The 25173-nt window shown below is 68.3% G+C and carries 14 protein-coding genes and 1 riboswitch; of the genes, 7 read left to right on the forward strand and 7 right to left on the reverse strand.

The annotated features are described in order from the left end of the window. Position 1 precedes the first annotated feature (1 nt). Entirely contained in the window at positions 2–1309 is a 1308-nt protein-coding gene (locus AC1RNC_RS16580) for a UDP-glucose dehydrogenase family protein (RefSeq protein ID WP_492887430.1), read from the reverse strand. A 194-nt stretch (positions 1310–1503) separates the two neighbouring features. Here AC1RNC_RS16580 and galE point away from each other — a divergent pair, with 194 nt between their 5' ends. From galE to AC1RNC_RS16595, 3 genes are all read left to right on the forward strand, one after another. Next, positions 1504–2481, forward strand: coding sequence for a UDP-glucose 4-epimerase GalE (galE, locus tag AC1RNC_RS16585; RefSeq protein WP_492887431.1), 978 nt, complete (start codon positions 1504–1506; stop codon positions 2479–2481). Positions 2482–2617: 136 nt separating this feature from the next. Then, entirely contained in the window at positions 2618–5050 is a 2433-nt protein-coding gene (locus AC1RNC_RS16590) for a bifunctional diguanylate cyclase/phosphodiesterase (RefSeq protein ID WP_492887432.1), read from the forward strand. Between the two features lie 110 nt (positions 5051–5160). Continuing rightward, on the forward strand, positions 5161–7509 hold the full coding sequence (locus AC1RNC_RS16595; RefSeq protein ID WP_492887433.1) for an ATP-binding protein: 2349 nt from the start codon (positions 5161–5163) through the stop codon (positions 7507–7509). On the opposite strand, the gene AC1RNC_RS16600 is transcribed toward AC1RNC_RS16595, so the two are convergent. Then, positions 7506–9053 (reverse strand): helicase HerA-like C-terminal domain-containing protein, encoded by a 1548-nt coding sequence (locus AC1RNC_RS16600; protein WP_492887434.1) that lies wholly within the window; start codon positions 9051–9053, stop codon positions 7506–7508. The two genes, AC1RNC_RS16595 and AC1RNC_RS16600, sit on opposite strands and share 4 nt — an antisense overlap. 97 nt (positions 9054–9150) lie before the next feature. On the opposite strand from AC1RNC_RS16600, the gene AC1RNC_RS16605 reads away from it, so the two are divergent. The 4 genes from AC1RNC_RS16605 to AC1RNC_RS16620 all read left to right on the forward strand — a co-directional run bounded on the left by AC1RNC_RS16605 (position 9151) and on the right by AC1RNC_RS16620 (position 18047). Beyond that, on the forward strand, positions 9151–10302 hold the full coding sequence (locus AC1RNC_RS16605; RefSeq protein ID WP_492887435.1) for an AI-2E family transporter: 1152 nt from the start codon (positions 9151–9153) through the stop codon (positions 10300–10302). Between the two features lie 289 nt (positions 10303–10591). Further along, positions 10592–15418, forward strand: a complete 4827-nt coding sequence (locus AC1RNC_RS16610; RefSeq protein ID WP_492887436.1) for an NAD-glutamate dehydrogenase — start codon at positions 10592–10594, stop codon at positions 15416–15418. Positions 15419–15475: 57 nt separating this feature from the next. Next, positions 15476–16795, forward strand: a complete 1320-nt coding sequence (locus tag AC1RNC_RS16615; RefSeq protein ID WP_492887437.1) for an MFS transporter — start codon at positions 15476–15478, stop codon at positions 16793–16795. 37 nt (positions 16796–16832) lie between these two features. Next, positions 16833–18047: a DUF418 domain-containing protein gene (locus tag AC1RNC_RS16620; RefSeq protein ID WP_492887438.1), complete on the forward strand. Its 1215-nt coding sequence runs from the start codon at positions 16833–16835 to the stop codon at positions 18045–18047. Here AC1RNC_RS16620 and AC1RNC_RS16625 read toward each other — a convergent pair. From AC1RNC_RS16625 to AC1RNC_RS16645, 5 genes are all read right to left on the reverse strand, one after another. Further along, positions 18014–18766 carry a dienelactone hydrolase family protein gene (locus tag AC1RNC_RS16625; RefSeq protein ID WP_492887439.1) on the reverse strand — a complete coding sequence of 251 codons (753 nt, stop codon included), beginning with the start codon at positions 18764–18766 and terminating at the stop codon, positions 18014–18016. The genes AC1RNC_RS16620 and AC1RNC_RS16625 overlap by 34 nt on opposite strands. A gap of 148 nt (positions 18767–18914) precedes the next feature. Then, the gene (purH, locus tag AC1RNC_RS16630) at positions 18915–20504 is read right to left on the reverse strand and encodes a bifunctional phosphoribosylaminoimidazolecarboxamide formyltransferase/IMP cyclohydrolase (protein WP_492887440.1); all 1590 of its coding nucleotides are present in this window, start codon (positions 20502–20504) and stop codon (positions 18915–18917) included. Positions 20505–20530: 26 nt separating this feature from the next. Further along, a riboswitch (ZMP/ZTP riboswitch) is annotated at positions 20531–20610 on the reverse strand. Between the two features lie 1118 nt (positions 20611–21728). Next, positions 21729–22457 carry a hypothetical protein gene (locus AC1RNC_RS16635; protein ID WP_492887441.1) on the reverse strand — a complete coding sequence of 243 codons (729 nt, stop codon included), beginning with the start codon at positions 22455–22457 and terminating at the stop codon, positions 21729–21731. Between the two features lie 677 nt (positions 22458–23134). Beyond that, positions 23135–23419 (reverse strand): hypothetical protein, encoded by a 285-nt coding sequence (locus AC1RNC_RS16640; protein ID WP_492887442.1) that lies wholly within the window; start codon positions 23417–23419, stop codon positions 23135–23137. A 5-nt stretch (positions 23420–23424) separates the two neighbouring features. Further along, entirely contained in the window at positions 23425–25167 is a 1743-nt protein-coding gene (locus AC1RNC_RS16645; RefSeq protein ID WP_492887443.1) for a heparinase II/III family protein, read from the reverse strand. Positions 25168–25173 lie beyond the last annotated feature (6 nt).

Below are 25173 nucleotides of genomic sequence, written 5' to 3' on the forward strand. Positions count from 1 at the left end.
CTCAGCCGCGCCCGATGGAAGCGTAGGTGAAGCCATGCCGGACCATCTCCGCGGGCTTGTAGACATTGCGCAGGTCGACCACGACCGGGGCCGCCATCAGGAGCTTGATGCGGTCCAGATCCAGGGCCCGGAACTGGTCCCACTCGGTGATGATCACCAGCGCGTCGGCGCCCTCGGCGGCTTCATAGGCGCCTGACTTGAACTCGACGTCCTTGAGCATGTGGGCGGCTTCCTTGGCGCCTTCCGGATCGAACGCCTGCACCTTGGCGCCCAGGGCCTGCAGGGCCGGGACGATGTCCAGGCTCGGCGCGTCGCGCATGTCGTCGGTGTTGGGCTTGAAGGTCAGGCCCAGCACGCCGATCGTCTTGCCGGTCAGGTCCTCGGCGCCGATGGCCTTGGCCACCTTGCCGGCCATGGCCTTCTTGCGCGCGTCATTGACCTCGACCGTGGTCTCGATCAGCCGCACGGGCGCGCCGTACTGCTGGGCCGTGCGCACCAGGGCGATGGTGTCCTTGGGGAAGCAAGAGCCGCCATAACCGGGGCCGGCGTTCAGGAACTTGCCGCCGATCCGCTTGTCGAGGCCGATGCCCTTGGCGACCTGCTGCACGTCCGCGCCAACCGCTTCGCAGAGGTCGGCCATCTCGTTGATGAAGGTGATCTTCATCGCCAGGAACGCATTGGCCGCGTACTTGATCAGCTCGCTGGTCCGACGGCCGGTGAAGACGATCGGGGTCTCGTTCAGTGACAGCGGGCGATAGAGCTCGCGCATCACCGCCTGGGCCCGCTCGTCATCGGTGCCGACCACCACGCGGTCGGGGCGCTTGAAGTCCTCGATCGCCGCGCCCTCGCGCAGGAACTCGGGGTTGGACACGACCGCGAACTGGGCGTCGGGCCGCGTCTTCTTGATGATCGCCTCGACCTCGTCGCCGGTGCCGACCGGCACGGTCGACTTGGTGACCACCACGGTGAAGCCGTCGATCAGGCCGGCGATCTCCTCGGCCGCGGCGTAGACGTAGGAGAGGTCGGCATGGCCGTCGCCGCGACGGGTGGGCGTGCCCACGGCGATGAACACCGCGTCGGCGTCCTTGATGGCCTGCGCGCCGTCCAGCGTGAAGAACAGCCGGCCCTCACGGACGTTGCGGGCCACCAGGTCATCCAGGCCCGGCTCGAAGATCGGGATCTCGCCCTTCTCCAGGCGCTCGATCTTGCTCGGGTCCTTGTCGATGCACGTCACCACGTGACCAAAGTCGGCGAAACACGCCCCAGACACCAGGCCCACATAACCCGTGCCAATCATCGCTACGCGCATCGATTCTTCCCGATCCGAACGAGCGCCTCGCGCGGCGCTCCCGCCTAATCCAGCAATCGCGACGCCGAGGCAAGCCGCCCCGGCGCCCACCGTCAAAACGCTCGGTCCCGTGACATCTTGATGACCTTTGCCGGGTAGCGCCTTCCCTGCGTCATGCAAAGTCGCTAGCGAGAAGCGACGGCGTGGAGATTCCGATGCAAACCGTACTCGTGGCCGGCGGCGCCGGATATGTCGGCTCGCACTGCTGCCTGGCGCTCGCCGCGGCCGGTTTCCGGCCGGTGGTGTTCGATGACCTGTCGAACGGTCATCGCGAGCACGTCCAGTGGGGACCGCTGGAGGTCGGGGACATTCGTGACGCCGCGCGGCTGGACGCGGTGTTCGCTCAGCACAAGCCGATCGCCGTCCTGCACTTCGCCGCCCGCATCGAGGTCGGGGAGTCGGTCAAGAACCCTGGCGCCTTCTTCGACAACAATGTCGGCGGGACGATCACCCTGATCGAGGCCGCGCGACGGGCCGGGGTCGAGGCCCTGGTGTTTTCCTCGACCTGCGCCACCTTCGGCGACCCGGTGACCCTGCCGATGGCCGAGGATCACCCGCAGGCGCCGCTCAATCCCTATGGCCGCAGCAAGCTGATGGTCGAGCAGGCCCTGGCCGACTACGACCGCTATGTCGGCTTCCGTAGCGCCGTGATGCGCTACTTCAACGCCGCCGGCGCCGACCCCGAGGGCCGCATCGGCGAGTGGCACGAGCCGGAAACCCATGCCATCCCGCTGGCGATCCAGGTCGCCCTCGGCCAACGCTCGCACTTCACGATCTTCGGCGACGACTACGACACCCGCGACGGCACGGCGGTGCGCGACTACGTCCACGTACTGGACCTAGCCGACGCCCACGTCTCGGCGCTGAAGCGTCTTCTGGCGGGCGGCTCGTCGGAATCCTACAACCTGGGCACCGGGACGGGCACGACGGTGCGCGAGCTGGTCGATGGCGTCGGCCGCGCCGTGGGCAAGCCGCTGGCCGTCCAGATGGCGCCGCGACGCCCAGGCGACGCCCCGATCCTGGTGGGCGATAACACCAAGGCCCGCGCGCAGCTGGGCTGGAGCCCGTCGCGGGATCTCGACGCCATCCTGTCCAGCGCCTGGAAGTGGCATCAGGCTCAAGCGAACGGCTGAACGCTGGTCATCGAGCGGGCAAATTCGACCCGTGCCGCCCGGCCGTTCTGACCAGATGTCGCCGGAACTCGCGCGAAACGCTTTATTTGCAACTCTCGCTGTAGCTCTAGAGGGATGTGACCCTCGGGGGGCGTGCGTGCTCAAGTTCCTGACCTGTCTGACGACGCAACACGACCTGCGCCTGGTGCTCGTCGCCGGCCTCGTCTGCATCGCCGGCTGCTTCACCACGTTCCGCCTCTATTCGCGGATGCGCGGCGCCCGGGGTGTCGTGCGCGCCGCGTGGTTGCTGCTGACCGGTCTGGTCGCCGGCTCCAGTGTCTGGGCCACTCACTTCATCGCCATGGTCGCCTTCACGCCGGGCCTGAAGACCGGCTACAGCCCGACGGGCACCTTGCTGTCGCTGATGATCGCGGCCGTGTTCATGGCCAGCGGCTTCGCCGTGGCCTCCGCCCAGCGCTCGACCACCAACGACTTCGCCGGCGGCGTCCTGATCGGCCTGGGTGTCGCGGCCATGCACTATACCGGCATGTCGGCCTTCGTGACCCAGGGCCACCTGGTCTGGGAACACGCCACCGTCGGGCTCTCGGCGATTCTTGGGGTCTGCGGCGCGACGACCGCCTTGGTGCTGGCCGGCCAGGCCCGGACCGTCAAGAAGCAAGCCATCGGCGGCGGCCTGCTGTGCCTGGGCATCGTCGCCCTGCACTTCACCGGCATGTCCGCGATCACCATCATTCCCGACGCCGGGGTCCAGGTGCCCGACCAACTGCTGTCGGGCGGCTTCCTGACCCTGGCCGTCGGGTCGATCACGGCCATGATCATCCTGGGCGGCCTCGGCGCCGTCGCCATTGAATCCCAGACCTCGCGCTCGGCCCTCGAGCGCATTCGCCGCCTGGCCAACGCCGCTTATGAAGGTCTGGTCGTGGTTCAGTCGGGCAAGATCAACGACGCCAACGCCGCCTTCTGCGAGCTGGTCGGCGCCGAACTCCCCGAACTGGTCGGCCGCCCGCTGGTCGGTTCGATCCTGACTTTCGACGAAGCCGGTCCGACCCGCGAGGGCGTGCGCCGCGAAGGCAAGATCCAGCCGATCACCGGCGGTCGCGAGATCCCGGTCGAGGTCTTTTCGCGCCTGATGGACGATGGCGCCCGCGTGGAGACCTCGGGTCTGACCGTCCTGGCCGTCCGCGATTTGCGCGAGCGCCGCGCCGCCGAGGAGAAGATCCGCTATCTCGCCGAGCACGACGGTCTGACCGGTTTGCCAAACCGCAATTCGCTGCAAGCCCGCCTGGGCGCGGCCCTCGATCGCGTCGAGGCTTCGGGCGAGACCCTGTCGGTGATCTGCATCGACCTGGACCACTTCAAGGAAGCCAACGACCAGCACGGCCACCTGGCCGGCGACGCCATCCTGGTGGAGACCGCCCGCCGCCTGCAGTCGGCGGTCCAGGCCCCTTCGTTCGCCGCGCGTCTGGGCGGCGACGAGTTCATCATCGTCCAGGTGGCCGGCGGCGATCAGCCGACCGCGGCCGCCGAACTTTCGGGCGGCCTGCTCGAACTCCTGTCGGCCCCCGTGGTCTATGACGGCCAGGAGCTGGCGCTCGGCGCCAGCCTGGGCGTCAGCCTCTATCCCGACGACGGCCGCACGACCGAGGCTCTGATGGCCAATGCCGACATGGCCCTGTACCGCGCCAAGGAAAGCGGCCGAGGCGTCTACCGCTTCTTCAAGCGCGAGATGGACGACACCATCCGCGAGCGCCGCAATCTGGCCCGCGACCTGCGCCAGGGCATCGCCGAAGATGAACTGGTGGTCCACTACCAACCCCTGGCCCGCGCCACCGACGGCGAGGTCTGCGGCTTCGAGGCCCTGGTCCGTTGGCAGCACCCGACGCGCGGCATGATCCCGCCGTTGGATTTCATTCCGGTCGCCGAGGAGAACGGCCTGATCGGCGCGCTGGGCGACTGGGTCCTGCGCCGCGCCTGCGCCGACGCCGCCTCATGGGAGAAGCCGCTGCGCATCGCGGTCAACCTCTCGCCGATCCAGCTGCACAATCCGGCCCTGCCCAGCCTGGTGCACGAAGTGCTGATCGCCACCGGCCTGTCGCCTTCGCGCCTGGAACTGGAGATCACCGAGAGCGCGCTCTTCAAGGACTATCAGCGCGCGCTGGACAATCTGCGCCGCCTGAAGGCCCTGGGCGTGCGGATCGCCATGGACGACTTCGGCACCGGCTTCTCGTCGCTGTCGACCCTGCAGTCGTTCCCGTTCGACAAGATCAAGATCGACAAGAGCTTCGTCGAGAATATCCACCGTCACGACCGCGCCACGGTCATCGTGCGGGCCGTGCTGGGCCTGGGCCGCAGCCTGGAGATTCCGGTCGTCGCCGAGGGCGTCGAGACCGAAGAGCAGATCATCTTCCTGCGCGGCGAGAACTGCACGGAGCTGCAGGGCTACGCCATCGGTCGCCCGGCCCCGATCGACACCCTGTCGGCCTGGACCCTGGTCGGCGCCGCGCCAGCCCGTCTTGAAGGTCCCGTCGACCTGGGTCAGGCGCCGGGCGAGGCCAAGCGCTCGGCCTGAGCCGATCAGCCGGACATCGAACGCTTTCCACGGCGCCCCGGAACCCTCCTAGGCCCTGAGCCGTTAGACGGTCCCAAGCGGGGCCGTAGAGCCGACATCGGGGCGAGCGCGTGCTGGGACGGACCGCCATCAAGTTCGTAACCGCGGCCGATCGGCGCGAACTGCGCTATGGCTTCGCGCTGCTGGCTGTAGGCGTGGCCGTCGTCGCCCGCTTCGCCGCCGTCTCCGTGTTCGGCGTTCCGATCTATTTCCCGACTTTCTTCGTCGCGGTCATGGTCGCGGCGATGGTCGGCGGGCTGGGGCCGGGATTTCTGGCCCTTATCGTCTGCGCCCTGACGGCCTTTCGGTTCTGGATGACCCCCGACGGCGCGTGGGCCCCGCAATCCCGCGAAGCGGCCCAGCTGATCATGTTCCTGCTGTGCGGCGGGCTGATCGTGATGCTCGTCGAGGCTCTGCGTCTGGCCGTGCGGTCGGGCCTGGCGGCCGAGGCGCGCTTCCGTTCGGCGCAGGAGGTGTCGCTGGACGCCTTCGTGATCCTGGAGCCGGTTCGCGAGGCCGGACGGGTGATCGACTTCCGCTGGACCTACGCCAATCCGATGGCCGAGACCATGAGGCCGAAGGGGACTTCGACCCTGCTGGGCAGGCGGGCTTTGGATGTCTTTTCCGACGAGACTGGCCGCGACATGGTCGATCGCCTGGCGCGCCTGCTGGAGAGCGGCGGCCCCGACGACATCGACGTGCGGCGGGTCATCGACGGCGAGGAGCGCTGGATCCGCTCCAGCGGCGTGCGGCTGGGCGAGGATCTGGCCGTGACCTTTCGCGACGTGACCCAGGAGCGCCGCGCGGCGGCGGCGCTGCGCGGCAGCGAGGAGCTGTTCCGAGGCGTCGCCAATACGGCGCCGGTGCTGATCTGGGCGACAGCGGAGAACGGCCGGGCCGACTGGTTCAACCAGGCCTGGCTCGACTTTCGCGGACGCTCCCTTGAGGCCGAACTGGGCGCCGGCTGGCTGGAGGGCCTGCATCCCGAAGATCGCCAAGCCGGGTTCGAGATCGCCAACGCCGCGGCCAGCCGACGCGAACCTTTCAATGTCGTCTTCCGCCTGCGCCGCGCCGACGGCGCCTGGCGCTGGATCAACAGCGTCGGCGCGCCACGCTTCGATGAGGCCGGGGCCTATCGCGGCTATATCGGTAGCTGCTTCGACTTCACCGAGACGGTCGAGGCGCGCAAGGACCTGGAGGATCGGGTCGCCGAGCGCACGGCGGCGCTGCAGGCCAGCATGGCCGAGACCGCTCGCGCCCAGGCGGCGCTGGCCCAGGCTCAACGGCTGGAGACCGTCGGCCGGCTGACCGGTGGGGTGGCGCACGACTTCAACAACCTGCTGACCGTGATCGTCGGCGGCCTGGACATGATCCTGCGCAGACCCGACGACACGCCGCGTGTCACTCGCCTGGCCGAGGCGGCCCTGGCGGCCGGTCAGCGGGGCGAACGCCTGACCCGCCAGTTGCTGGCCTTCTCGCGGAATCAGGAGCTGAAGCTGGAGGTGGTCGAGATCGGGGCGCTGCTCGACCAGGCCGAGCCGCTGCTGCGCCGGGCGGTGGGTGAAGGCGTGACCCTGACGCTGCGCCGTGACCCGGCCGCCTGCTGCGCGCGGGTCGACGCGGCGCAGTTCGAGGCGGCTCTGCTGAACCTGGTGGTCAACGCCGCCGACGCCACGGCGTTCGGCGGCGAGATCAGCATCGCCGTCGCGCCCATGACTCTGGCCGTGGACGAGGTCGCCGACACCGCGCCCGGAGACTATGTCCAGGTGGCGGTCAGCGATACCGGCGCGGGTATGCCGCCCGAGGTTCTGGCCCGGGTGTTCGAGCCGTTCTTCACCACGAAGGAGGTCGGCAAGGGTACGGGTCTGGGCCTGGCCCAGGTCTACGGCTTCCTGCGGCAGTGTGGCGGCGGGGTGGCCATCGACAGCGTCGAAGGCCACGGCACGACCGTCGTCCTCTACCTGCCGGCCACGGACGACGCCGCGACGCCGGCCGGGATCCCGGTACAGCCGCCGGCGCGCGACCGGCTGAAGGGCGTGCGGGTGCTGCTGGTCGAGGATGACGCGGCCGTGCGCGAGATCGCTGGCGGCCTGCTGCGCGATCTGGGTTGCGAGGTCGCCACCGCCGAGAACGGGGCCTCCGCGCTGGAGGCGCTGGCGGAGGGCGTGGCGTTCGATCTTCTGATGTCCGACGTGATCATGCCCGGCGGCGTCAGCGGCGTGGACCTGGCGCGATCGGTCTCGGCCCATCGGCCGGACATGGCCGTGCTGCTGACCACCGGCTACGCCGGCGACCGCATGGACACGGCTCCGGCCGAGCTGCCATGGCCGATGCTGCGCAAGCCGTTCCAGATCGACCAACTGGCCGAGATCGCCGCGGCGCTGTTGGGCGACCGCGCCCCGCCCGCGACGAAGCTCTAGCGCCGCCGGCGCCGGGTAGTCGTTCCCCCGACCAGACCGCCCAGCAGGCCTCGGATCAGCTCACGTCCGGCGGTGGACGCCACGGTGCGGACCAGGGTTACGGCGAAGGCCTCGGTCATGGTCTGGCGGCCCGACGCCCGGGGTCGGCTCTCGCGCTCCCGCTGGGCTTCCTCGCGCTCGCGGACCTTGGCCTCGACGGTCTCGCGCTTGTTCTCCTCGGCCTGTTCGCGCGCGTTGTCGGCGTCCTGCTGGGCCTTCTTGGCGCGGCCCTGCAGGATCTCGTAGGCGGAATCGCGATCCTCGGCGGTGTCGTAGACTCCGGCCACGGGGCTTTGGGCCTGGAGGGCCGCGCGCTCCGGCGGCGTCAGCGGTCCCAGGCGCGAGGCCGGCGGCCGGATCAGGGTCTTCTGCACGACGTTTGGCGCCCCCTTCTCGTCGAGGGTCGAGACCAGGGCCTCGCCGACGCCCAAGGCCTGGATGGTCTCGGCGGTGTCGAAGTTGGGATTGACCCGGAACGACTGGGCGGCCGCCCTCAGGCCCTTCTGATCGGCGGGGGTATAGGCGCGCAGGGCGTGCTGCACCCGGGCGCCCAACTGGCCCAGCACCGCGTCGGGAATGTCGGCCGGATTCTGGGTGACGAAGTAGATCCCGACGCCCTTGGAACGAATGAGGCGCACGACCTGCTCGATCTTTTCCAGCAGCGGCTTGGGCGCGTCGTTGAAGAGGAGGTGAGCCTCGTCGAAGAAGAACACCAGCTTGGGCTTTTCCGGGTCGCCGACCTCGGGCAGCACCTCGAACAGCTCCGACAGCAGCCACAGCAGGAAGGTCGAATAGAGCTTGGGCGACTGGATCAGGCGGTCGGCGGCCAGCAGGTTGACGTAGCCGCGGCCGGCCGCGTCGGTGCGCATGATGTCGGAGAGATCGAGAGCCGGCTCGCCGAAGAAATGCTCGGCGCCTTGCGTCTGCAAGGTCAGCAGCTTGCGCTGGATCGCGCCCACCGTGGCGGCCGAGACATTGCCGTACTGCGTGCCGATCTCGTCGGCATGGTCGGCGACATATTTCAACGCCGCCTGAAGGTCCTTCAGGTCCAGCAGCAGCAGGCCGTCCTGGTCGGCGACGTGGAAGACGATGGTCAGCACGCCCTCCTGCACGTCATTCAATTCCAGGAGACGCGACAGCAACAGCGGCCCCATCTCCGAGATGGTCGTGCGAATCGGGTGGCCCTTCTGGCCGAAAAGGTCCCAGAACATCACCGGCGGCGCGGCCGGCGAGAGCACGAGGCCCATCTGATCGGCGCGGGCCTGCATCTTCTCGTTCGGGGTTCCGGGCATGGCCACGCCGGAGAGGTCGCCCTTCACGTCGGCGGCGAAGACGGGCACGCCGGCGTCGGAGAAGGCCTGCGCCAGAACCTGCAGGGTGACGGTCTTGCCGGTGCCGGTCGCCCCGGCCACCACGCCGTGGCGGTTGGAGCGATCGAGCCGCTGTGTCACCGGGCCTTCGCCCAAACCGACTAGGATCTCGTTTTCGCCAATCGACAGCGGCATGACCAAACTCCTTCGAACGCGTTGACCCTAACCGGGGCCTTGCGCCGCGCCAATCTGCGCGGTCAATGTCGGGCTCGCCTCTGGAGATATTTTACAAATGACGGCCACTGACCCGCCCCGCGCTCCGCCGCCGGTCACGACGCGCAATGCGGTGGTCTTCCTGGCCGTCATCGCCGGCGGCGCGACGCTGAAGTGGATGCAGGACATCCTGACCCCCCTGGCCCTGGCCGTGTTCCTGGCGGTGATGATCGACAGCTTCGCTCGCGTGCTGACCCTGCGCACGCCGGGCTTCCCGCGCAAGCTGGCTCTGCCGACCGCGGTGGTGCTGTCCCTGGCGTTGTTCGGCGTCTCGATCTGGATCGTCGTGGTGAACAGCAAGACGTTCTTCGACCACTCCTCGGAGTATGTCGCCAGCCTGAACGCGATCATCGCCAAGTTCACGCCGCTGGCCGGCAGGCTGTTTCCCGGCCTGCAGCTGCATGGCGTTCCCACCATCACCGACCTGGCCAAGCTTTTGAACCTGCAGAGCTACATCGGCGATGTGGCCCAGTCGTTCAAGAATTTCGGCACCAGCGCCGTGCTGGTGCTGATCTATCTCGGCTTCATCCTCGCCTCGCGCCGGGGCTTCAGCCGAAAGATCGTCGCCCTGTTCCCGCATCATGCCGAGCGCGAGTCGAACATGACCATGTTCCAGCGCATTCGCGACGGGGTGGAGCAGTATCTTTGGATTCAGACGGTCACCGGCCTGATGATCGCCGCCGCCGCCTGGGCGGTGATGATGCTGGTCCGCTTGGACAACGCCTTCTTCTGGGCGTTCCTGATCTTCCTGGCCGCCTACATCCCGATCCTGGGCGGGGCGATCGGCTGCTTCTTGCCCCCCTTGTTCGCGCTGGTCCAGTTCCCCGACACCCTGTGGCCGGCGATCATCCTATTCGCGGCTCTGCAGGGAATCTTCTTCGTGGTCGGCAACGTCATCTATCCGCGCATGCAGGGCGACAGCCTGAACATGGATCCGACGGTGATCCTGCTCTCGCTGGCGGTCTGGGGCGCGCTGTGGGGCGTGCCGGGCATGTTCCTCTCCACGCCATTGACCGTGGCGGCCATGGTGATTCTGGCGCAGTTCGAGGGCTCGCGCTGGATCGCCATCCTGCTGTCCGAGGACGGCGACCCGCAGGGCGGGCAAATGCTGTCGGGGCGGGGTCACGGGCCGGCGCCCGACGCTCCGCCGCGGCGGACGCGAAAGAAATGAACACGCCCCTTAAAATAAACTGGCTGGCTCCTATCTATGCCTTGTCCGGCTCCCCCCACCCGGACGCCCCGCAGGTCCCGGCTGGCAAGGCCGCCGCGATCGAAGCGGAAAACGCCCGCCTCTCCCCCCGGAGCGGGCCCGCGCCGCCGGCTTCCCCCCAGCCGGCGGCGCTTCCGTTTCAAGCCGAATTTGGCCGAAAACAGCAGGAATTCTTTCCACTTCCAGACGTAACGGTTGAAGTGACGCCCGAAAGGGCTAGGTTCCGGCCAAAAATTCGCGAGGAAATCGAATGATCGGTGAAAAAAAAGACCTCATTTCCGCTGAGGCTCCGATCGGTCCGCTAGTAAGCGCTTTCGCCCAGGCTCTGGGGGTGTCGGCCGAGTCCCTGTCAGTCGCCGCGCGCGGCTTCGCCACCCAGGCCCAGGACGACTGGTCGGCTGAGGAACTGCCCGGTCTGGACGTCGCCGACGTGGCGCGCGCCCTGGCCGATTTCTGGCGTTTCGGCGAAAGCGCCAAGGACGTCTCCGAACCTGTCATCCGCCTGCGCCGCACCGAGGGTGGAGAGCCCCCGTCCGATCTGCTTGAGATCGTGCAGCCCGACCGACCGTTCCTGGTCGACAGCATCATGGGCGAGGTGACCGAGGCCGGCTTCTCGGTCCGCGCCCTGTTCCACCCCGTCGCCGACTGCGGCGGCGTCCGCCGCTCGATGATCCAGATCTGGCTAGCCCCGGTCGGCGAGGACCGCGAGGCGGCCCTGCTGATAAGCGTTCGCGAAGCGCTCGCCGACGTCCAGCTGGCCGTGCAGGATTTCGAAGCCATGCGCGGGCTGATGCGCCGCACGATCGACGAGCTGAAGGCCGCCAAGGCGCCGGTCTCCGCGGACGAGAAGGCCGAGGACCTGGCCTTCCTCGACTGGCTGGAGCGTGACCACTTCGTGTTCCTGGGCGCGCGCCTCTACGAATATCCCCGCACCGCCGATGGCGGCTATGCGGCCGAGGAGCCCCTCTATCAGCCGGAAGGCAGCCTGGGCGTCCTGCGCGACCAGGCTCGCACGGTCCTGCGCCGGAGCAGCGAGCCGGCCATTCTATCGGCCCAGATCCGCAGCCATATCGACATCGGCGACCCGATCGTGGTGGCCAAGTCGAACCTGCGTTCGCGCGTCCACCGCCGCGGCTACACCGACTATGTCGGCGTCCGCCGCTACGGCGCCGACGGCAAGGCCTCGGGCGAGGTCCGCTTCGTGGGCCTGTTCACCGCCGAGGCCTATGAGACGCCCGCCCACGAGGTGCCGCTGATCCGTCGCAAGGTCGGCCACATCCTGGAGCGCGCCGGAAAGGATCCCGAGAGCCACAACGGCAAGCGCCTGCGCAACATCCTCGAGACCTGGCCGCGCGACGAGCTGTTCCAGACCGACGAGGCCCAGTTGCTGGCCACGGCCATGGGCGTGCTGCACCTTTATGACCGTCCCCGCGTCAAGCTGTTCGCCCGCCGCGATCCCTTCGACCGTTTCATCTCGGTCCTGATGTTCGTGCCGCGCGATCGCTACGACTCCGGCGTCCGCACCCGGGCCGGCCACATCCTGGCCGAGGCGTTCCGGGGCCGGGTGTCGGCCTACTATCCGAGCTTCTCCGACGCCCCGCTGGCCCGTGTTCACTACATTCTGGGCGTGACGCCAGGCGATCACGCCGAGCCGGACATGGCCGCCGTGGAGGCCGCCATCGCCGAGACCGCCCGCACCTGGGACGACCGCTTCGAGGCCGCCGTTCGCGAGGGCTCCACGGGACGCGTCGCCCACCTGCTGGCCCGCTATGCCGGCGCCTTCCCGCCCGGCTATCGCGACCAGTATGACGCCGGCGAGGCCTTGGCCGACATCCAGGTCATCGACGATCTGGCCGAGGACGAGGCGGTCCGGGTCCGCGCCTTCCGCCGCGACGGCGACAGCGCGGTGACGTTCCGCTTCAAGCTCTATCGCCCGGGCGCCGCCGCCCCGCTGGCCGACGTGCTGCCGATCCTGGAGCATATGGGCCTCAAGGCCTTGATCGAGGACGGCTTCAAGGTCTCCCCAGACGGCAAGCCGGTCTGGGTTCACGAATTCGTCCTGCGGGACGAGGCCGGCGAGCATCTGGTCTTCGGCGACATCAAGCAGGCCTTCGAGGCCGCCTTCGTCGCCATCTGGACGGGGCGCGCCGAGAGCGACGGCTTCAACCGCCTGGTGCTGGAACTCGGCATCGGCTGGCGCGAGGCGGCCCTGATCCGCGCGCTCGCCCGCTATCGCCAGCAGTCGGGCCTGGATCCCAGCCAGGGCGTGCAGGAGCGGGCCCTGGCGGATCACCCGGGCGTCGCGCGCCTGATCCTGGATCTCTTCCAGACCAAGTTCGATCCGGCGGTTCGCGCCGATCTCAAAACCCGCGAAGAGCAGGCCAGGGCGGTCGAGGGCAAGATCACCGAGGCCCTGCAGGCCGTCGAAAGCCTCGACGCCGACCGCGTGCTGCGCCGTCTGGCCGCCCTGGTCGGCGCGATCCAGCGCACCAACTTCTATCAGCCGGCGGCCGACGGGGGTCCAAAGCCCTACATCAGCTTCAAGATCGCCTCGCGCGAGCTGGAAGACCTGCCAGCCCCCAAGCCCTATCGCGAGATCTACGTCTCGGCCCCGCATGTCGAGGGCGTGCACCTGCGCTTTGGCCCCGTCGCCCGCGGCGGGCTACGCTGGTCGGATCGCCGCGACGACTTCCGCACCGAGGTGCTCGGCCTGGTGAAGGCCCAGCAGGTCAAGAACGCGGTCATCGTGCCGGTCGGCTCGAAGGGCGGTTTCTATCCCAAGCACCTGCCGCGCGGCGGCGATCGCGACGCGATCCAGGCCGAGGCGATCCGCGCCTACAAGACCTTCCTGTCGGGTTTGCTGGACCTGACCGACAATATCGACGCCGACAACCAGGTCGTGCCGCCGCCCTCGGTGGTCGTGCATGACGGCCACGACCCTTACCTGGTGGTCGCCGCCGACAAGGGCACGGCCACCTTCTCCGACATCGCCAACGGCGTGGCCGAGAGCTACGGCTTCTGGCTGGGCGACGCCTTCGCGTCCGGCGGTTCGGTCGGCTATGACCACAAGGTCATGGGCATCACCGCCCGCGGCGCCTGGGAAGCGGTCAAGCGCCACTTCCGCGAGCTGGGCAAGGACATCCAGACGGAGCCCTTCACCGTGGTCGGCGTGGGCGACATGTCGGGCGACGTGTTCGGCAACGGCATGCTGCTGTCCAAGCAGACCAAGCTGCTGGCCGCCTTCGACCACCGCCACATCTTCCTCGACCCGAACCCGGATCCGGCCGTGTCGTGGGAAGAGCGGGACCGGATGTTCAAGCTGCCGCGCTCGTCGTGGGACGACTACGACAAGTCGAAGATCTCGGCCGGCGGCGGCGTCTTCGCCCGCGGCCTGAAGAGCATCCCGCTGTCGAAGGAAGTTCGCGAGCTGTTCGAGATCAAGGCCGAGGCCGTCTCGCCGGCCGAGCTGATGACCGCGATCCTGAAGTCGAAGGCCGAACTGCTCTATCTCGGCGGCATCGGCACCTATGTGAAGGCCAGGGGCGAGAGCAACGCCGACGCCGGCGACAAGGCCAACGACGCCATCCGCATCAACGGTTCGGATCTGCGCGTGAAAGTGGTCGGCGAGGGCGCCAACCTCGGCCTCACCCAGGCCGGTCGGATCGAGTTCGCGCAGAGCGGCGGCCACATCAACACCGACGCCATCGACAACTCGGCGGGTGTCGACAGCTCGGACCACGAGGTCAACATCAAGATCCTGACCGGGATCCTGGAGCGGGGCGGTGAGCTGACCCGTGACAGCCGCAACACGCTGCTGACCTCGATGACCGACGATGTCGGCCATCACGTGCTGGAGCACAACTACGATCAGACCCTGGCCCTGACCCTGTTGGAAAGCGACGCCGTCAGCGAGGTCGACGCCCAAATCCGCTACATGGTTGATCTCGAGCAGCGCGGTCGCCTGGATCGCCGCGTCGAGGGCCTGCCGACCAATACGGCGCTGCTGGAACGCAAGGCCGCCGGCAAGGGCCTGACCCGGCCGGAACTGGCGGTGCTGCTGGCCTATGGCAAGCTGGACCTGTTCGACGACATCGTCGCCAGCCCGGCGCCGGACGATCCGTGGTTCGAGGCCACCCTGCGAAGCTACTTCCCCAAGGCGCTGGACCGGTACGCCGACGCCATGCAGAAGCACCGCCTGAAGCGCGAGATCATCGCCACGGTGGTCGGCAACCAGATGGTCAACATGTGCGGCCCGACCTTCGCCAGCCGCCTGAAGGCCGCCGCCGTCGCCGATGTCGGCGCGGTGGTCGTGGGCTTCACCGCCGCGCGCGAGATCCTCGGGATCGACGGCCTGTGGGACCAGGTCAACGCGCTCGACAACAAGGCCTCGGCCAACGGCCAGACGGCGCTCTACAAGGCCCTGGCCTACGCCCTGCGAAGCCTCAGCTTCTGGCTGGCTCGCCGCGCGGTCCGCGACAAGGCGACCGTGCAGCAACTGGTCGAGGCCTACGGCCCAGCGGTGAAGACGCTGACCGGCATGGCGCCGGCGATCCTGTCGCCGTTCGAGCAGAAGACCGTCGCCAAGCGGGTGAAGGCCTATATCGTCGACGGCGCGCCCGAAGCCCTGGCCCAGTCCGTCGCGGCTCTGCAGCCCTTGACCACGGCCGCCGATCTCGTCGACCTGGCCAACGCCTCCAGCTGGAGCGTCGAGAACGTCGCCCGTCTGTACCATCAGGTCGGCGCGGCCTTCGGTTTCGACCGCCTGCGCGGCGCGGCCGGCGCCTTCGTGGGCGGGGACGCCTTCGAGCGTCTGGCGGTCCGTCGCCTGATCGAGGACATGCTGACCGAGCAGACCTCGATCACCCAATCGGTGCTGAAGTTCGCCGCCAACGCTCAGGCCGGCGAGGACGAGAGCGCGGCCAAGTCCGCCATCGCGTCCTGGGCCGCCCTGCGCGGCGATCGTCCCCGCGCGGTCAAGCGGACGATCGAAGACATCGAACAGGCCGGCGGCGGCTGGACCTTCGCCAAGCTGACCATCGCCAACGCCGCCCTGCGCGAACTCTCGACCGCCGCTTAAGCGCTGGCTCATCCTCCACCTCTCCCTTACGAGGGAGGGGTGGAGAAGGGACTCCGAATGGATCAGGGCGATCGTCGGCGTTTGGCCTGGACCCTCTATGAGTGGGCCCAGCAACCCTATTGGGCGCTGATCGCGACCTTCATCTTCACGCCCTATTTCGCGTCCGGCTTCGTTGGCGACGCCGTCCGGGGGCAGAGCCTCCTGGGCTATGCCGGGGTGGTGTCGGGCTTGGCCATCGCCATTCTGAGTCCCCTGCTCGGGGCGACGCTGGACGCCCGGCGCAATCCGCGCGCCTGGCTGGTCGGCCTGGCCTTTCCGTTCGTCATCGCCAGCGCCGGGCTGTGGTGGGCCGCGCCCAGCGAGACGGCCCGCATCCCGCTGATCCTGGCCTGCCTGGTCATCGCCAGTGTCGTGGCCGAACTGGGCGTGACGGTGATGAACGCCCTGCTGCCGGTGGTTGCCAAGCCGGGCCAGATCGGGCGGCTGTCCGGCACCGCCTGGGCCCTGGCCTATGTCGGGGCGCTGATCACCCTGTTCATCGTCCTCTTCTGCTTCTCCCTGCCCAAGGTTCCGCTGCTGGGCCTGTCAAAGGCGCTGCACGAGCCGGACCGGATCGTCGGACCGCTGGTGGCCGTGTGGTTCCTGGCTTTCGCCTGGCCGCTGATGCTGATCGCCCCCAAGCCATCGGAAGGTGCGGGCGACAAGCCTCTGGCCGAGCTGTGGGCGACGATCCGCAGCCTGCCCCGCCAGCCGCACATGCTGAAGTTCCTGATCGGCCGTATGCTGCTGGGCGACGGCATCTCCAGCTTCATCGCCTTCGGCGGGGTGCTGGCGGCGGGCCTGTTCGGCTGGACGACGACGCAGCTGGGGCTCTACGCGATCATGCTGTCGGTCGCGGCCGGCATCGGGACGTTCATCGGCGGGCGGGTCGACCAGAAGATCGGTTCCAAGGCCACCGTGCTGATCGCCACGGGCGTGATCCTGTTCGGCGCCACGGGCGTGGGGATGGTCGGCCGGGATACGGTCTTCTTCCTCGTTCCGGTCACGCCGGCTCAGGCCGATGAGGCTTTGTTCTCCAGTACGCCAGAGCGGATGTTCCTGGTCTTCAGCCTGTTCGTCGGCCTGACCTTCGGGCCGGCGCAATCCAGCCTCCGCGCCTGGATGGCCGAGCTGGCCCCGGCCGGCGAGACCGGGCGGTGGTTCGGGCTTTACGCCCTGTCGGGCAAGGCCACGGCGTTCCTGGCTCCTCTGGTCATCGCCGTCGGCACCCGCCTGGCCGGCGACCAGCGGATCGCCGTCGTGGTGTCGGCGGGGTTCATGGCGCTGGGCGCTCTCGTTCTGACCAGCGCCCCCAGACGCGCCCCGGTTGTCGGCTGACGCGGAACACGTCAGGCTCCTTCCCGAGGGGGAGCTCATGACCAAGGATCGCATCGTTCTGCTCGACTCGCTGAGAGGTCTCGGCGTGCTGGGCATCCTGCTGTGCAACATGCCGGACTTCTCGGTGGCCCCGCCGCTGTCGGAGTCGGTGGTCAACTGGCCGCACGGGACCGGCCCAGCGACGCTGGGCGTCTGGGCCGTCACCCAGTGGCTGTTCCAGCGCAAGTTCGTGACCCTGTTCGCCATGCTGTTCGGCGTCTCGATCTTCCTGGTCGGCGGCGAGCGATCGGACCAGGAGCGCGGCGCGATCCTGAGGAAGCGCCTGGCCTGGATGGTCGTCTTCGGCCTTCTGCACGGCTTCGCGATCTGGTTTGGCGACGTGCTGCTGAGCTATGCCCTGGCCGGCTTCGCGGTGATGCTGACCCGGTCCTGGGCGCCCCGGAGGCTGATCCGCACCGGGGTCACCATCTGGGTCGTGTTCTCGCTGCTGATGACGGCCGGCATGACCGCCGCCGCCGTCATGCAGCACGATGCGGCCCAGGCCACGCTGGAGACCGCCAAGGCCGTCGCCAAGTCCAGGGCCGCCGAGGTCCAGTACGGCGGGACGTTCCTGCAGTCGATGATCCAGAACGCCAAGGATCGGCTGGGCTACCTGCAGGGCGAGCCGTTCATCTTCGTCATGACCTCGGCCCTGATGATGATCGGCCTGGGCTGCTTCAAGCTGGGGGTGCTGACCGGCGAGGCGAGCAGGCGGACCTATGTCACCCTGGTCGCCGTCGGCCTGACCGCCTCGGCGGCGGTCGGCGGCCTGTTGGTCGCCCAGATCGTTCTGGGCCTGCCGAGGCCGCTGTCGATGATCTTCCAGGCCGTGCAGTGGATGACCGCGCCCCTGACGACCCTGGCCTATGTCGGCCTGATGGTCTTCGCCGCCCGGTCGAAGGGCTCGTGGAGCGCGATCCCCAAGGCCCTGGCGCCGGTCGGGCAGATGGCGTTCACCAACTATCTGACGCAGTCGCTGATCATGACCTCCATCTTCTATGGCGGTCGGGGCCTGGCCCTGCACGGCAAGGTCGACCGGCCGGTGCTGGCGGCCCTGACCGTGGCGACCTGGACCGTCCAGATCCTGTGGTCGCGCTGGTGGATGGACCGGTTCGAGATGGGGCCGCTGGAGTGGGTCTGGCGCCGCCTCTATCGCGGTCCGACCCGCCTGCGCCGGGCTCAGCCGCAGGCCGTCAGCGCCCTGGCGAAATAGGTCTGCATCTCCTGAAAGAGGTCGGGCCGGTAGCGGGCCCGGGGATCGTTGGCCTTGTCGTCGTCGAAGGCGTGGGTGGCGTCGTCGAACATCACGCGATCCACGCGCAGGCCGTCGCTCGCCAGGCGGTCCAGCGCCTTGCCGGGCAGCTTCCAGCCGACCACGGCGTCCTTGCCGGCCAGCACCGACCAGACCGGCGGCGCCCCCTCTCCCCAGCCCCGTCGCGAGGTCAGGGAGGGATAGCCGGCGTAAGGATAGACCAGCAGCGCCCCGCGCACCCGCTGGCGCAGCCGGGCCGGATCAGCGTCGGCCAGCTTCGTGGCGCGGGCCGCGTTCTCGCCGATCGCGTAGCTGTCCATGATCGTCCAGCCGCCATGGCTCCAGCCGGCCAGGAAGACGTGCTCCGGATCCGCCCAGCCTTGAGTCTCCAGCCAGGCCAGCATGGCGAAGACGTCGGCCGCGCGGGTCAGGCCGCGCAGCGCCACGCCGGTGCAGACCAGCAGCTTGGCGTCCAGCGAGGACATGCCGCGGGGTTTCAGCGAATCGACCACGACCGCCGCCCAGCCGGCCGCGACGGCGGCCCGGGCGTAGGCTTCGAGGAACGGCGTCTTGCCGCCGCAGCCGTGCAGGATCAGCGCCACCGGAAACGGTCCCGGACCGGCGGGCTTGAAGACCCGCGAGTGCTTGGCGACCTTGTTCCCCCAATCCGCGCTGTTCATATAGCTCCTCGTGGTCCGCCCCCGTCCTTCGACAAGCTCAGGATGAGGGCTACTGAGCGTCAGTAGAAATCCTCACCCTGAGCCCGTCCCCCGGGACCGACCTTGGTCGGCCCGAGGATAAACTCCGGGCGAGGGTTTCGTGCCTCAATCAGTGCCGGAACACTCGCACGCCGGTGAAGGCCATAGTGAGGCCAAGCTTGTCGGCCGCCTCGATCACTTCGCCATCGCGCATCGAGCCGCCCGGCTGGATGATCGCCGTGGCGCCGGCTTCGGCCGCCTGGATCAGGCCGTCGGCGAACGGGAAGAAGGCTTCCGAGGCGCAGGCGCATCCACGGAGGTCCAGGCCAAAATCAGCGGCCCGGAGGGCCGCGATCCGGGCCGAGTCCTTGCGGTTCATCTGGCCGGCCCCGACGCCCAGGGTCTGGCCGGCGCGGGCGTAGACGATGGCGTTGGACTTGACGTGCTTGCCGATGGTGAAGGCAAACAGCATGTCGCGGATCTCGTCCTCGGTCGGCTGGCGCCTGGTCACGATCTTCAGGTCCGAGGCCGTGATCCGTGCGTCGTCGCGGGACTGCACCAGGAAGCCGCCGGCCACGCTCTTGAAGGTGTCGCCGGTCGACAGTGGGTCGGGCAGGCCGCCGGTGACCAGCAGGCGCAGGTTCTTCTTGGCCGCGAACACGGCGACGGCGTCGTCGTCGGCCTCGGGGGCGATGACCACCTCGGTGAAGATCTCGACCATCGCTTCCGCCGCCTCGCGGGTCAGGCGCGAGTTCACCGCCACGATGCCGCCGAAGGCCGAGGTCGGGTCGCAGGCCAGGGCCCGCTCATAGGCCTCGCGCTGGCTGCCGCCGACCGCCACGCCGCACGGGTTGGCGTGCTTGATGATCGCCACGGCCGGACCCTGGGCCGGGTCGAACTCGGCGATCAACTCGAAGGCCGCGTCGGTGTCGTTGATGTTGTTGTAGCTGAGTTCCTTGCCCTGCAGCTGGCGGGCCGTGGCCACGCCCGGACGCGGGTTCGGGAAGGTGTAGAAGGCCGCCTTTTGGTGCGGGTTCTCGCCATAGCGCATGGTCTGGCGAAGTTCGCCGGCGATGGCCTTGCGGGCCGGGAAGTCCTGGCCCAGCGCGGCCGCGAACCAGGCCGAGATCGCCGCGTCATAGGCCGCCGTGCGGGCATAGGCGCGGGCCGCCAGCCGCTGGCGCAGCTCCAGCGTCGTCCCGCCGGCCTTCAGGGCCTCGAGCACGTCGGCCAGGTCGGCCGGGTCGGTGCAGACGGCGACATAGCCGTGGTTCTTGGCCGCCGAGCGGATCATGGCCGGGCCGCCGATGTCGATGTTCTCGACGCACTCGGCATAGCTGCCGCCCTTCGCGACCGTGGCCTCGAACGGATAGAGGTTCACATAGAGGATATCGATGCCGCCGATGCCGTGGTCGGCCATGGCCTTGGCGTGGTCGGGCGCATCCCGAACGCCCAGCAGGCCGCCGTGCACCACCGGGTGCAGGGTCTTGACCCGGCCGTCCATCATCTCGGGGAAGCCCGTCAGGTCCGAGACGTCCTTGACGGGGATCCCGGCCGCGGCGATCGCGGCCTTGGTGCCGCCGGTGGAGACCAGCTCGACGCCGGCGGCGTGCAGCACCTGGGCGGCCTCGACCAGGCCGGTCTTGTCGGAGACCGACAGCAAGGCCCGCTTGGGGGCGACGAGATCGGGGGCGGACGGATAATCGGGCGCTGCGGGCACGGCGGACTCCAGGTCTGTGGTTGTCAGAAGGGAGCCCAGGCGCGCGGCATATGCGATCGAGCTCCCCGGTGGTCGCCCACCTTCAACGCCAGTCACTCGAACGCGCGGAAAATACGGGGGCGGGCGGGGGAGTCAATGCGTGGCGCTGCCCCCTCCACCGGCTTCGCCGGTCCCCCTCCCCCAACAGGGGGAGGAGAGAAGGGGACGTGGTTCCCTCTCCGCCCCGCTTGGGGGCGGACAGACCTGCGTGAGCAGGTCAGGTGGGGGCCTGTGCTGAGCCGGCACGGCTTGGCGGCTTCACGCGGCGCGGCCGCTGAAGGCGTATGGGGAGGCGACGGAGCGGCCGGGCGAACCCGGAGACCGTGAGGTTTGTTTTTGTTTCGGCTCGCGAGTCCGCTCCGCCAGGCTGTTCTTGCCCGTGAGGATGGGGGGCGTGAGCGTTGTCTGCTCGGGACCCCACTAGCCCCCGGACGGGCGCGGACCAAGTCGATCGGCTACATCCGTCTCGACCCCGACGATCCACGATAGGCGGCTTGTACGATCACCGCCCTGTCGCTCCACTGATGGTTTTGATCCCGGACGATCCCATCACCCGCGTGCGCTCCTAAAGAGTAAGCGACGTGGCGTGATGGCTACGCCGGGAACCGCCAGCGGCCCCGCTCAACCTACCCCCGCCGCCGTCTTGGGCCGGATCCAAACGCCCTCCCCCGCGACGGGGACAGCTATGATTGTGCAGGCGGATTCAACGCGGATCATTCAGCGGCGCGTAAAAGTGAGAAGTCGTTGATTTCGTGGGGTTCTGTTCCGCGAACGCCGAGGATCCAGCGCCCTCAATCCCCTCTCTCTTAGAGAGAGGGAGGGGCCCATCGCGAAGCGATGGGAGGGTGAGTGGTTACACCGCCAACCGGCGTGCCGGCACATCGCTCGCAGCGGAGCCAAGATCGTCCACGGGCTTCGCCTACCCACTCACCCTCCCACGCCTGCGGCGCGGGCCCCTCCCTCTCTCCATGAGAGAGGGTTCGGGTTGGGCGATCCCCGCTCAGTGAGAATGCCCTTTTGCCTCGGAAGAACGCCCGCCTTATATCTCACGGCGAGACGATCGCAGGGCTGTCCAGGTCACTCAAGGCCGACGCTCCGCGTCGCCGCGCGCGGTCGCCGGAGGCGAGCCTTGACTGACCTGGACAGCCCTGCACGCTGCAGCCTCCAAGAGATCTAAGGCGGGCTCTAGGCTCTTAAAAGAACGCGCCGAATGCCCTGCTCAAGAGACGTTACGGGGACGAGCGTGGCTACCTGAGTAATTAGTGCCACGTCGTCCGTCTCAAGCTTGCGCCCGTAAACAGCAAATTTCTCAATGCCCCGGTCATTTGCAGGAAGATCCGCAAAAGCAACGTACTTTGCACTGATTGATACGTGATGTGGCGTTACGGCATTTACTAAGAGAAGGTGTTCCGGTGCTGTTGCCGCGTAGTCATATCGCCAGCGCTTTCCACTCGCGCCTCTATGTTCATATTCTCTGGCAATGCTTGACTTAGGCACCACGTGCGTTAGGGCATCGTATATTTTATCACCAAGTACACGTTCAGCAGCTACAGCAGCTCGTTCTAGTGCGGCGGCAGCGGCTGACGCAGAGGCATTAGCAACGCCAATGATTGCGGATCTGAGCCATTCGATACTCGGCACGCGAGATTGGATTACCCCATCGTTTGCAGTAACGCCGTAGCGTGCACTCTCTCGTTCAACGAGTTTTCGGATTTCATCACGGCCGTGCAGCCAAGCAGAGTTAACGGCACCGCCGCCATCGGTAATGATATAGCCATCACCAAACTTGGCTACGAATACTTCAACTGGCTCAAAAGACGGGTAAAGACAATGGGTTGCGACCCTTGCTCCATTTTCCGTCTCCTCGCAAAATTCGCCCTCCGCTAGAGAAAGGCGGATATCTTCGCAGATCATTGCTCACCTCCCACTAGTAGGTAGCCTTGCGGCGGAACGTCGAATGACAACTGTTGCGGGGTCAACACCAGATTGGTGGCTTGTGCAAGTGAGGCGAGGGCATGTGGTAGCCTCGATAAGTGAACTGGCGTGGGTCGACGATATGGCAAGGAGCCGGGTCCCACTCTAAGCGCATAATCTCGGTTGTCGTCCCACCTATGAAAATGTGAACCGGAGACGCGGGAAGGCAGTCCAAAACGCATCGCATCCGGAGGATTCGGTTTCGTCTCCTCGGGAACAACCAAGTCTATCCCGTAGATCTGCTGGCCTCGTAGAAGCAGCCTGATCGAAACGAGATCGGTTCGTTGCTTTCGGCAAGAGAACACCAGTCTCGTGCCCTCCCGCGCAATCCCATCTTGATCGAGGACAGGCCATTCGGCTTGCCAACGGCCCAGATTTTCACCGTCTTTCCATTCTGGCAGTGCATCGGTCACCGTCTTTTGTTCCGCTAGAAAGCGGTCAATCTCGGCAACCTCGTTGGATCGACTGATAGCTGTCATGCAAGCTTAAGCTAACGCCGAAATTGAGGTCGCGTGAAGCCCTAGCTTAGCGGGTGGTTGCGCCAGTGTCGGACGCAGGCCCCTGCGCCCTGCATCAATGTCAGATTTCGACGGGTCTCCGGCCGCACCTAGTGCCCGCTACCGCTCAACCCGCTCCCGCACCGCCCGAAACACCATCGCCATCTCGATATGCGTGTGCACGTACCCATGCTCGAACAGGTACGTCAGCATCCGGTCGTAGGCGTCGTCATAGTCCCCCGACGCCACGCTTCCGGGCGCCCGGGCCTCGCGTTCCAGCACCGCCAGGATCTCCGGCGCGTCCGCCGTCAGGGCGGCGACAACCTCGGACACCTCGTCGGCCGTGTACTCGGGCGCCTGCCGCGCCCGACCCGGATCAATCGGCGGCCTGCGCTCAAAGCCCATCGGCCCTACCCCTCCGCCCGGGTCAGTTTCCAGCGGATCTTGGCCCCGACCTCCGGGCGCACCTGGCTCTTCAGCACGATCTGGCCGGCCTTGCGGGCCAGGCCGTGGTCGAAGTGGGCGGTGGGGGCGATCTCGACGTCGACGGCGTCGTTGCGCAGCCACCAGCCGATGTTGCTGGGCCCCCGGATCAGCACGCTCTTGCCGTCGCGGGCGATCGAGGCGCGGGCCTCGGGGTGCAGGTGGAAGCGCACCGCGAAGGGCAGGTAGCGGCGCGGGCCGCCAATTCCGTCTCGGGGGTCGGCGGGGCCGGCGAAGGGGGTCAGGCTGTCCTCGCCGCGCAGCTCGTCATTGACCGCGTCGAGGAACAGGCGGCGGGCGTGTTGCAGGCCCACATGGCGCCAGCCGTCGTGGACGATGTCCAGCCACACCCCGCCGACGTCGTCGTGGCGCTTGGCCTCGACCGCCTGCGCGCCGTCGACCAGCCAGGGGCCGAGCGCGCGGGCGCGGAAGCCCGACAGCGGCCGGCCGGCCGAGCCGTCGCCGACCGAGACCGTGGAGGCCGCGTCGGAGAGGCGGAAGGCGTTGGCGCCGGCGGCCTCGGGGCTCCAGCCGCAGCTGGTGATCAGGCGGTCCTTGGCGCAGACGATCTCGACGGCGGCCGGCTGGGCGCAGGCCGCGACGCTCAAGGGGCCGGCCGGGGGCGGGCCGCAGTCGGCGATCAGCTCGATGCTGCCGCCGATCATCTTGTGATAGCCGCTGTGCGGCGCGGCGTTCAGCGGGCGCGGACCGGCGTCGTCGTGGGCCAGGGCGGCGGCGATGCGCGGCTGGGCGATGGCCTCGCCGCCGTGGAAGGCCGCCAGATGGCCGTCGCCGAGGGTGAAGAACCGCGTGGCGCTGGACAGGCGGTCGATGGCGCGGGACAGGGCCTCGGGGCTGGGCCGGCCGCGCTGGCCCAGGGCGTCGTCCAGCGTCAGCAGGTCGAACAGCAGCTCGACCCCGGCCTCGGGCGAGCGCGTGGCGTGGCCGCCGTCGGCCAGCACCATCTGGTCGAGGTGGCGCAGCAGGACCTTGAGGCCCTTGTCGATCAGCCGCTCGCCGGGCTTGCCGGCCAGGACGCAGCCGGCCAGGGTGGCGACGGCGGCGCGCTCGAGGATGCGGGCGGGGGCGGCGGCGATCTCGAGCAGGTGGCGGGCCTGGCGGGCCAGGTCTCGGGTCAGGTCGGCGATCTCGGCGTCGCTGCCCTCGGCGGCCAGGGTCTTGGCGGCGCAGGCCAGGTGGAAGACCCGGCGCTCCAGGCACTCGGGGGACCACGAGAAGGCGTTCCACTTGCCGAACACCCGCCGCCAGTCGTCGATCAGCCGCAGGGAGCGGCGGGCGCCGTCCGAGCCGGCGGCGGCCAGGTCCGGCAGCCAGTCGAAGCGGTGCAGGCTGACGGCGAAGCGGCGCGAGGGGCTGGCGGTGTCGAACGGGTCGCCGTCGGGGGCCAGGCGCAAGGATCCGCCGTCCAGGGTCAGGGTTCCGGCCAGGATCTTCGATCCGCGCCCGGGATCGACCGGACGCGGGTCGTGCGGCCGGGCGGAGAGGCCCTCGGGGCGCGGGAAGGCGATCAGCAGGCGATGCGGGCCCGAGCCGTACCACTCGCGGGCGACGTGGCTGGCCAGTTCGGCGCCGACGGCCTTCCACAGGACGCCGCCGCCGCGTGAAGAGGCGGGGAACTTCGAGCCGCTGGCGGAACGCTTGACGGCCATGGTCTG

It is taken from the genome of Caulobacter sp. GW822-FHT01G02 (assembly GCF_058802865.1).

Excerpts from the sequence above, each read along its gene's own strand:
- AC1RNC_RS16615 (WP_492887437.1), top strand. The coding sequence starts at position 15,476 with ATGGATCAGGGCGATCGTCGGCGTTTGGCCTGGACCCTCTATGAGTGG.
- AC1RNC_RS16605 (WP_492887435.1), top strand. The coding sequence starts at position 9,151 with ATGACGGCCACTGACCCGCCCCGCGCTCCGCCGCCGGTCACGACGCGC.
- AC1RNC_RS16620 (WP_492887438.1), top strand. The coding sequence starts at position 16,833 with ATGACCAAGGATCGCATCGTTCTGCTCGACTCGCTGAGAGGTCTCGGC.
- AC1RNC_RS16580 (WP_492887430.1), bottom strand. The coding sequence starts at position 1,309 with ATGCGCGTAGCGATGATTGGCACGGGTTATGTGGGCCTGGTGTCTGGG.
- AC1RNC_RS16635 (WP_492887441.1), bottom strand. The coding sequence starts at position 22,457 with ATGATCTGCGAAGATATCCGCCTTTCTCTAGCGGAGGGCGAATTTTGC.
- AC1RNC_RS16645 (WP_492887443.1), bottom strand. The coding sequence starts at position 25,167 with ATGGCCGTCAAGCGTTCCGCCAGCGGCTCGAAGTTCCCCGCCTCTTCA.
- AC1RNC_RS16610 (WP_492887436.1), top strand. The coding sequence starts at position 10,592 with ATGATCGGTGAAAAAAAAGACCTCATTTCCGCTGAGGCTCCGATCGGT.
- AC1RNC_RS16640 (WP_492887442.1), bottom strand. The coding sequence starts at position 23,419 with ATGGGCTTTGAGCGCAGGCCGCCGATTGATCCGGGTCGGGCGCGGCAG.
- galE (WP_492887431.1), top strand. The coding sequence starts at position 1,504 with ATGCAAACCGTACTCGTGGCCGGCGGCGCCGGATATGTCGGCTCGCAC.
- AC1RNC_RS16600 (WP_492887434.1), bottom strand. The coding sequence starts at position 9,053 with ATGCCGCTGTCGATTGGCGAAAACGAGATCCTAGTCGGTTTGGGCGAA.
- AC1RNC_RS16625 (WP_492887439.1), bottom strand. The coding sequence starts at position 18,766 with ATGAACAGCGCGGATTGGGGGAACAAGGTCGCCAAGCACTCGCGGGTC.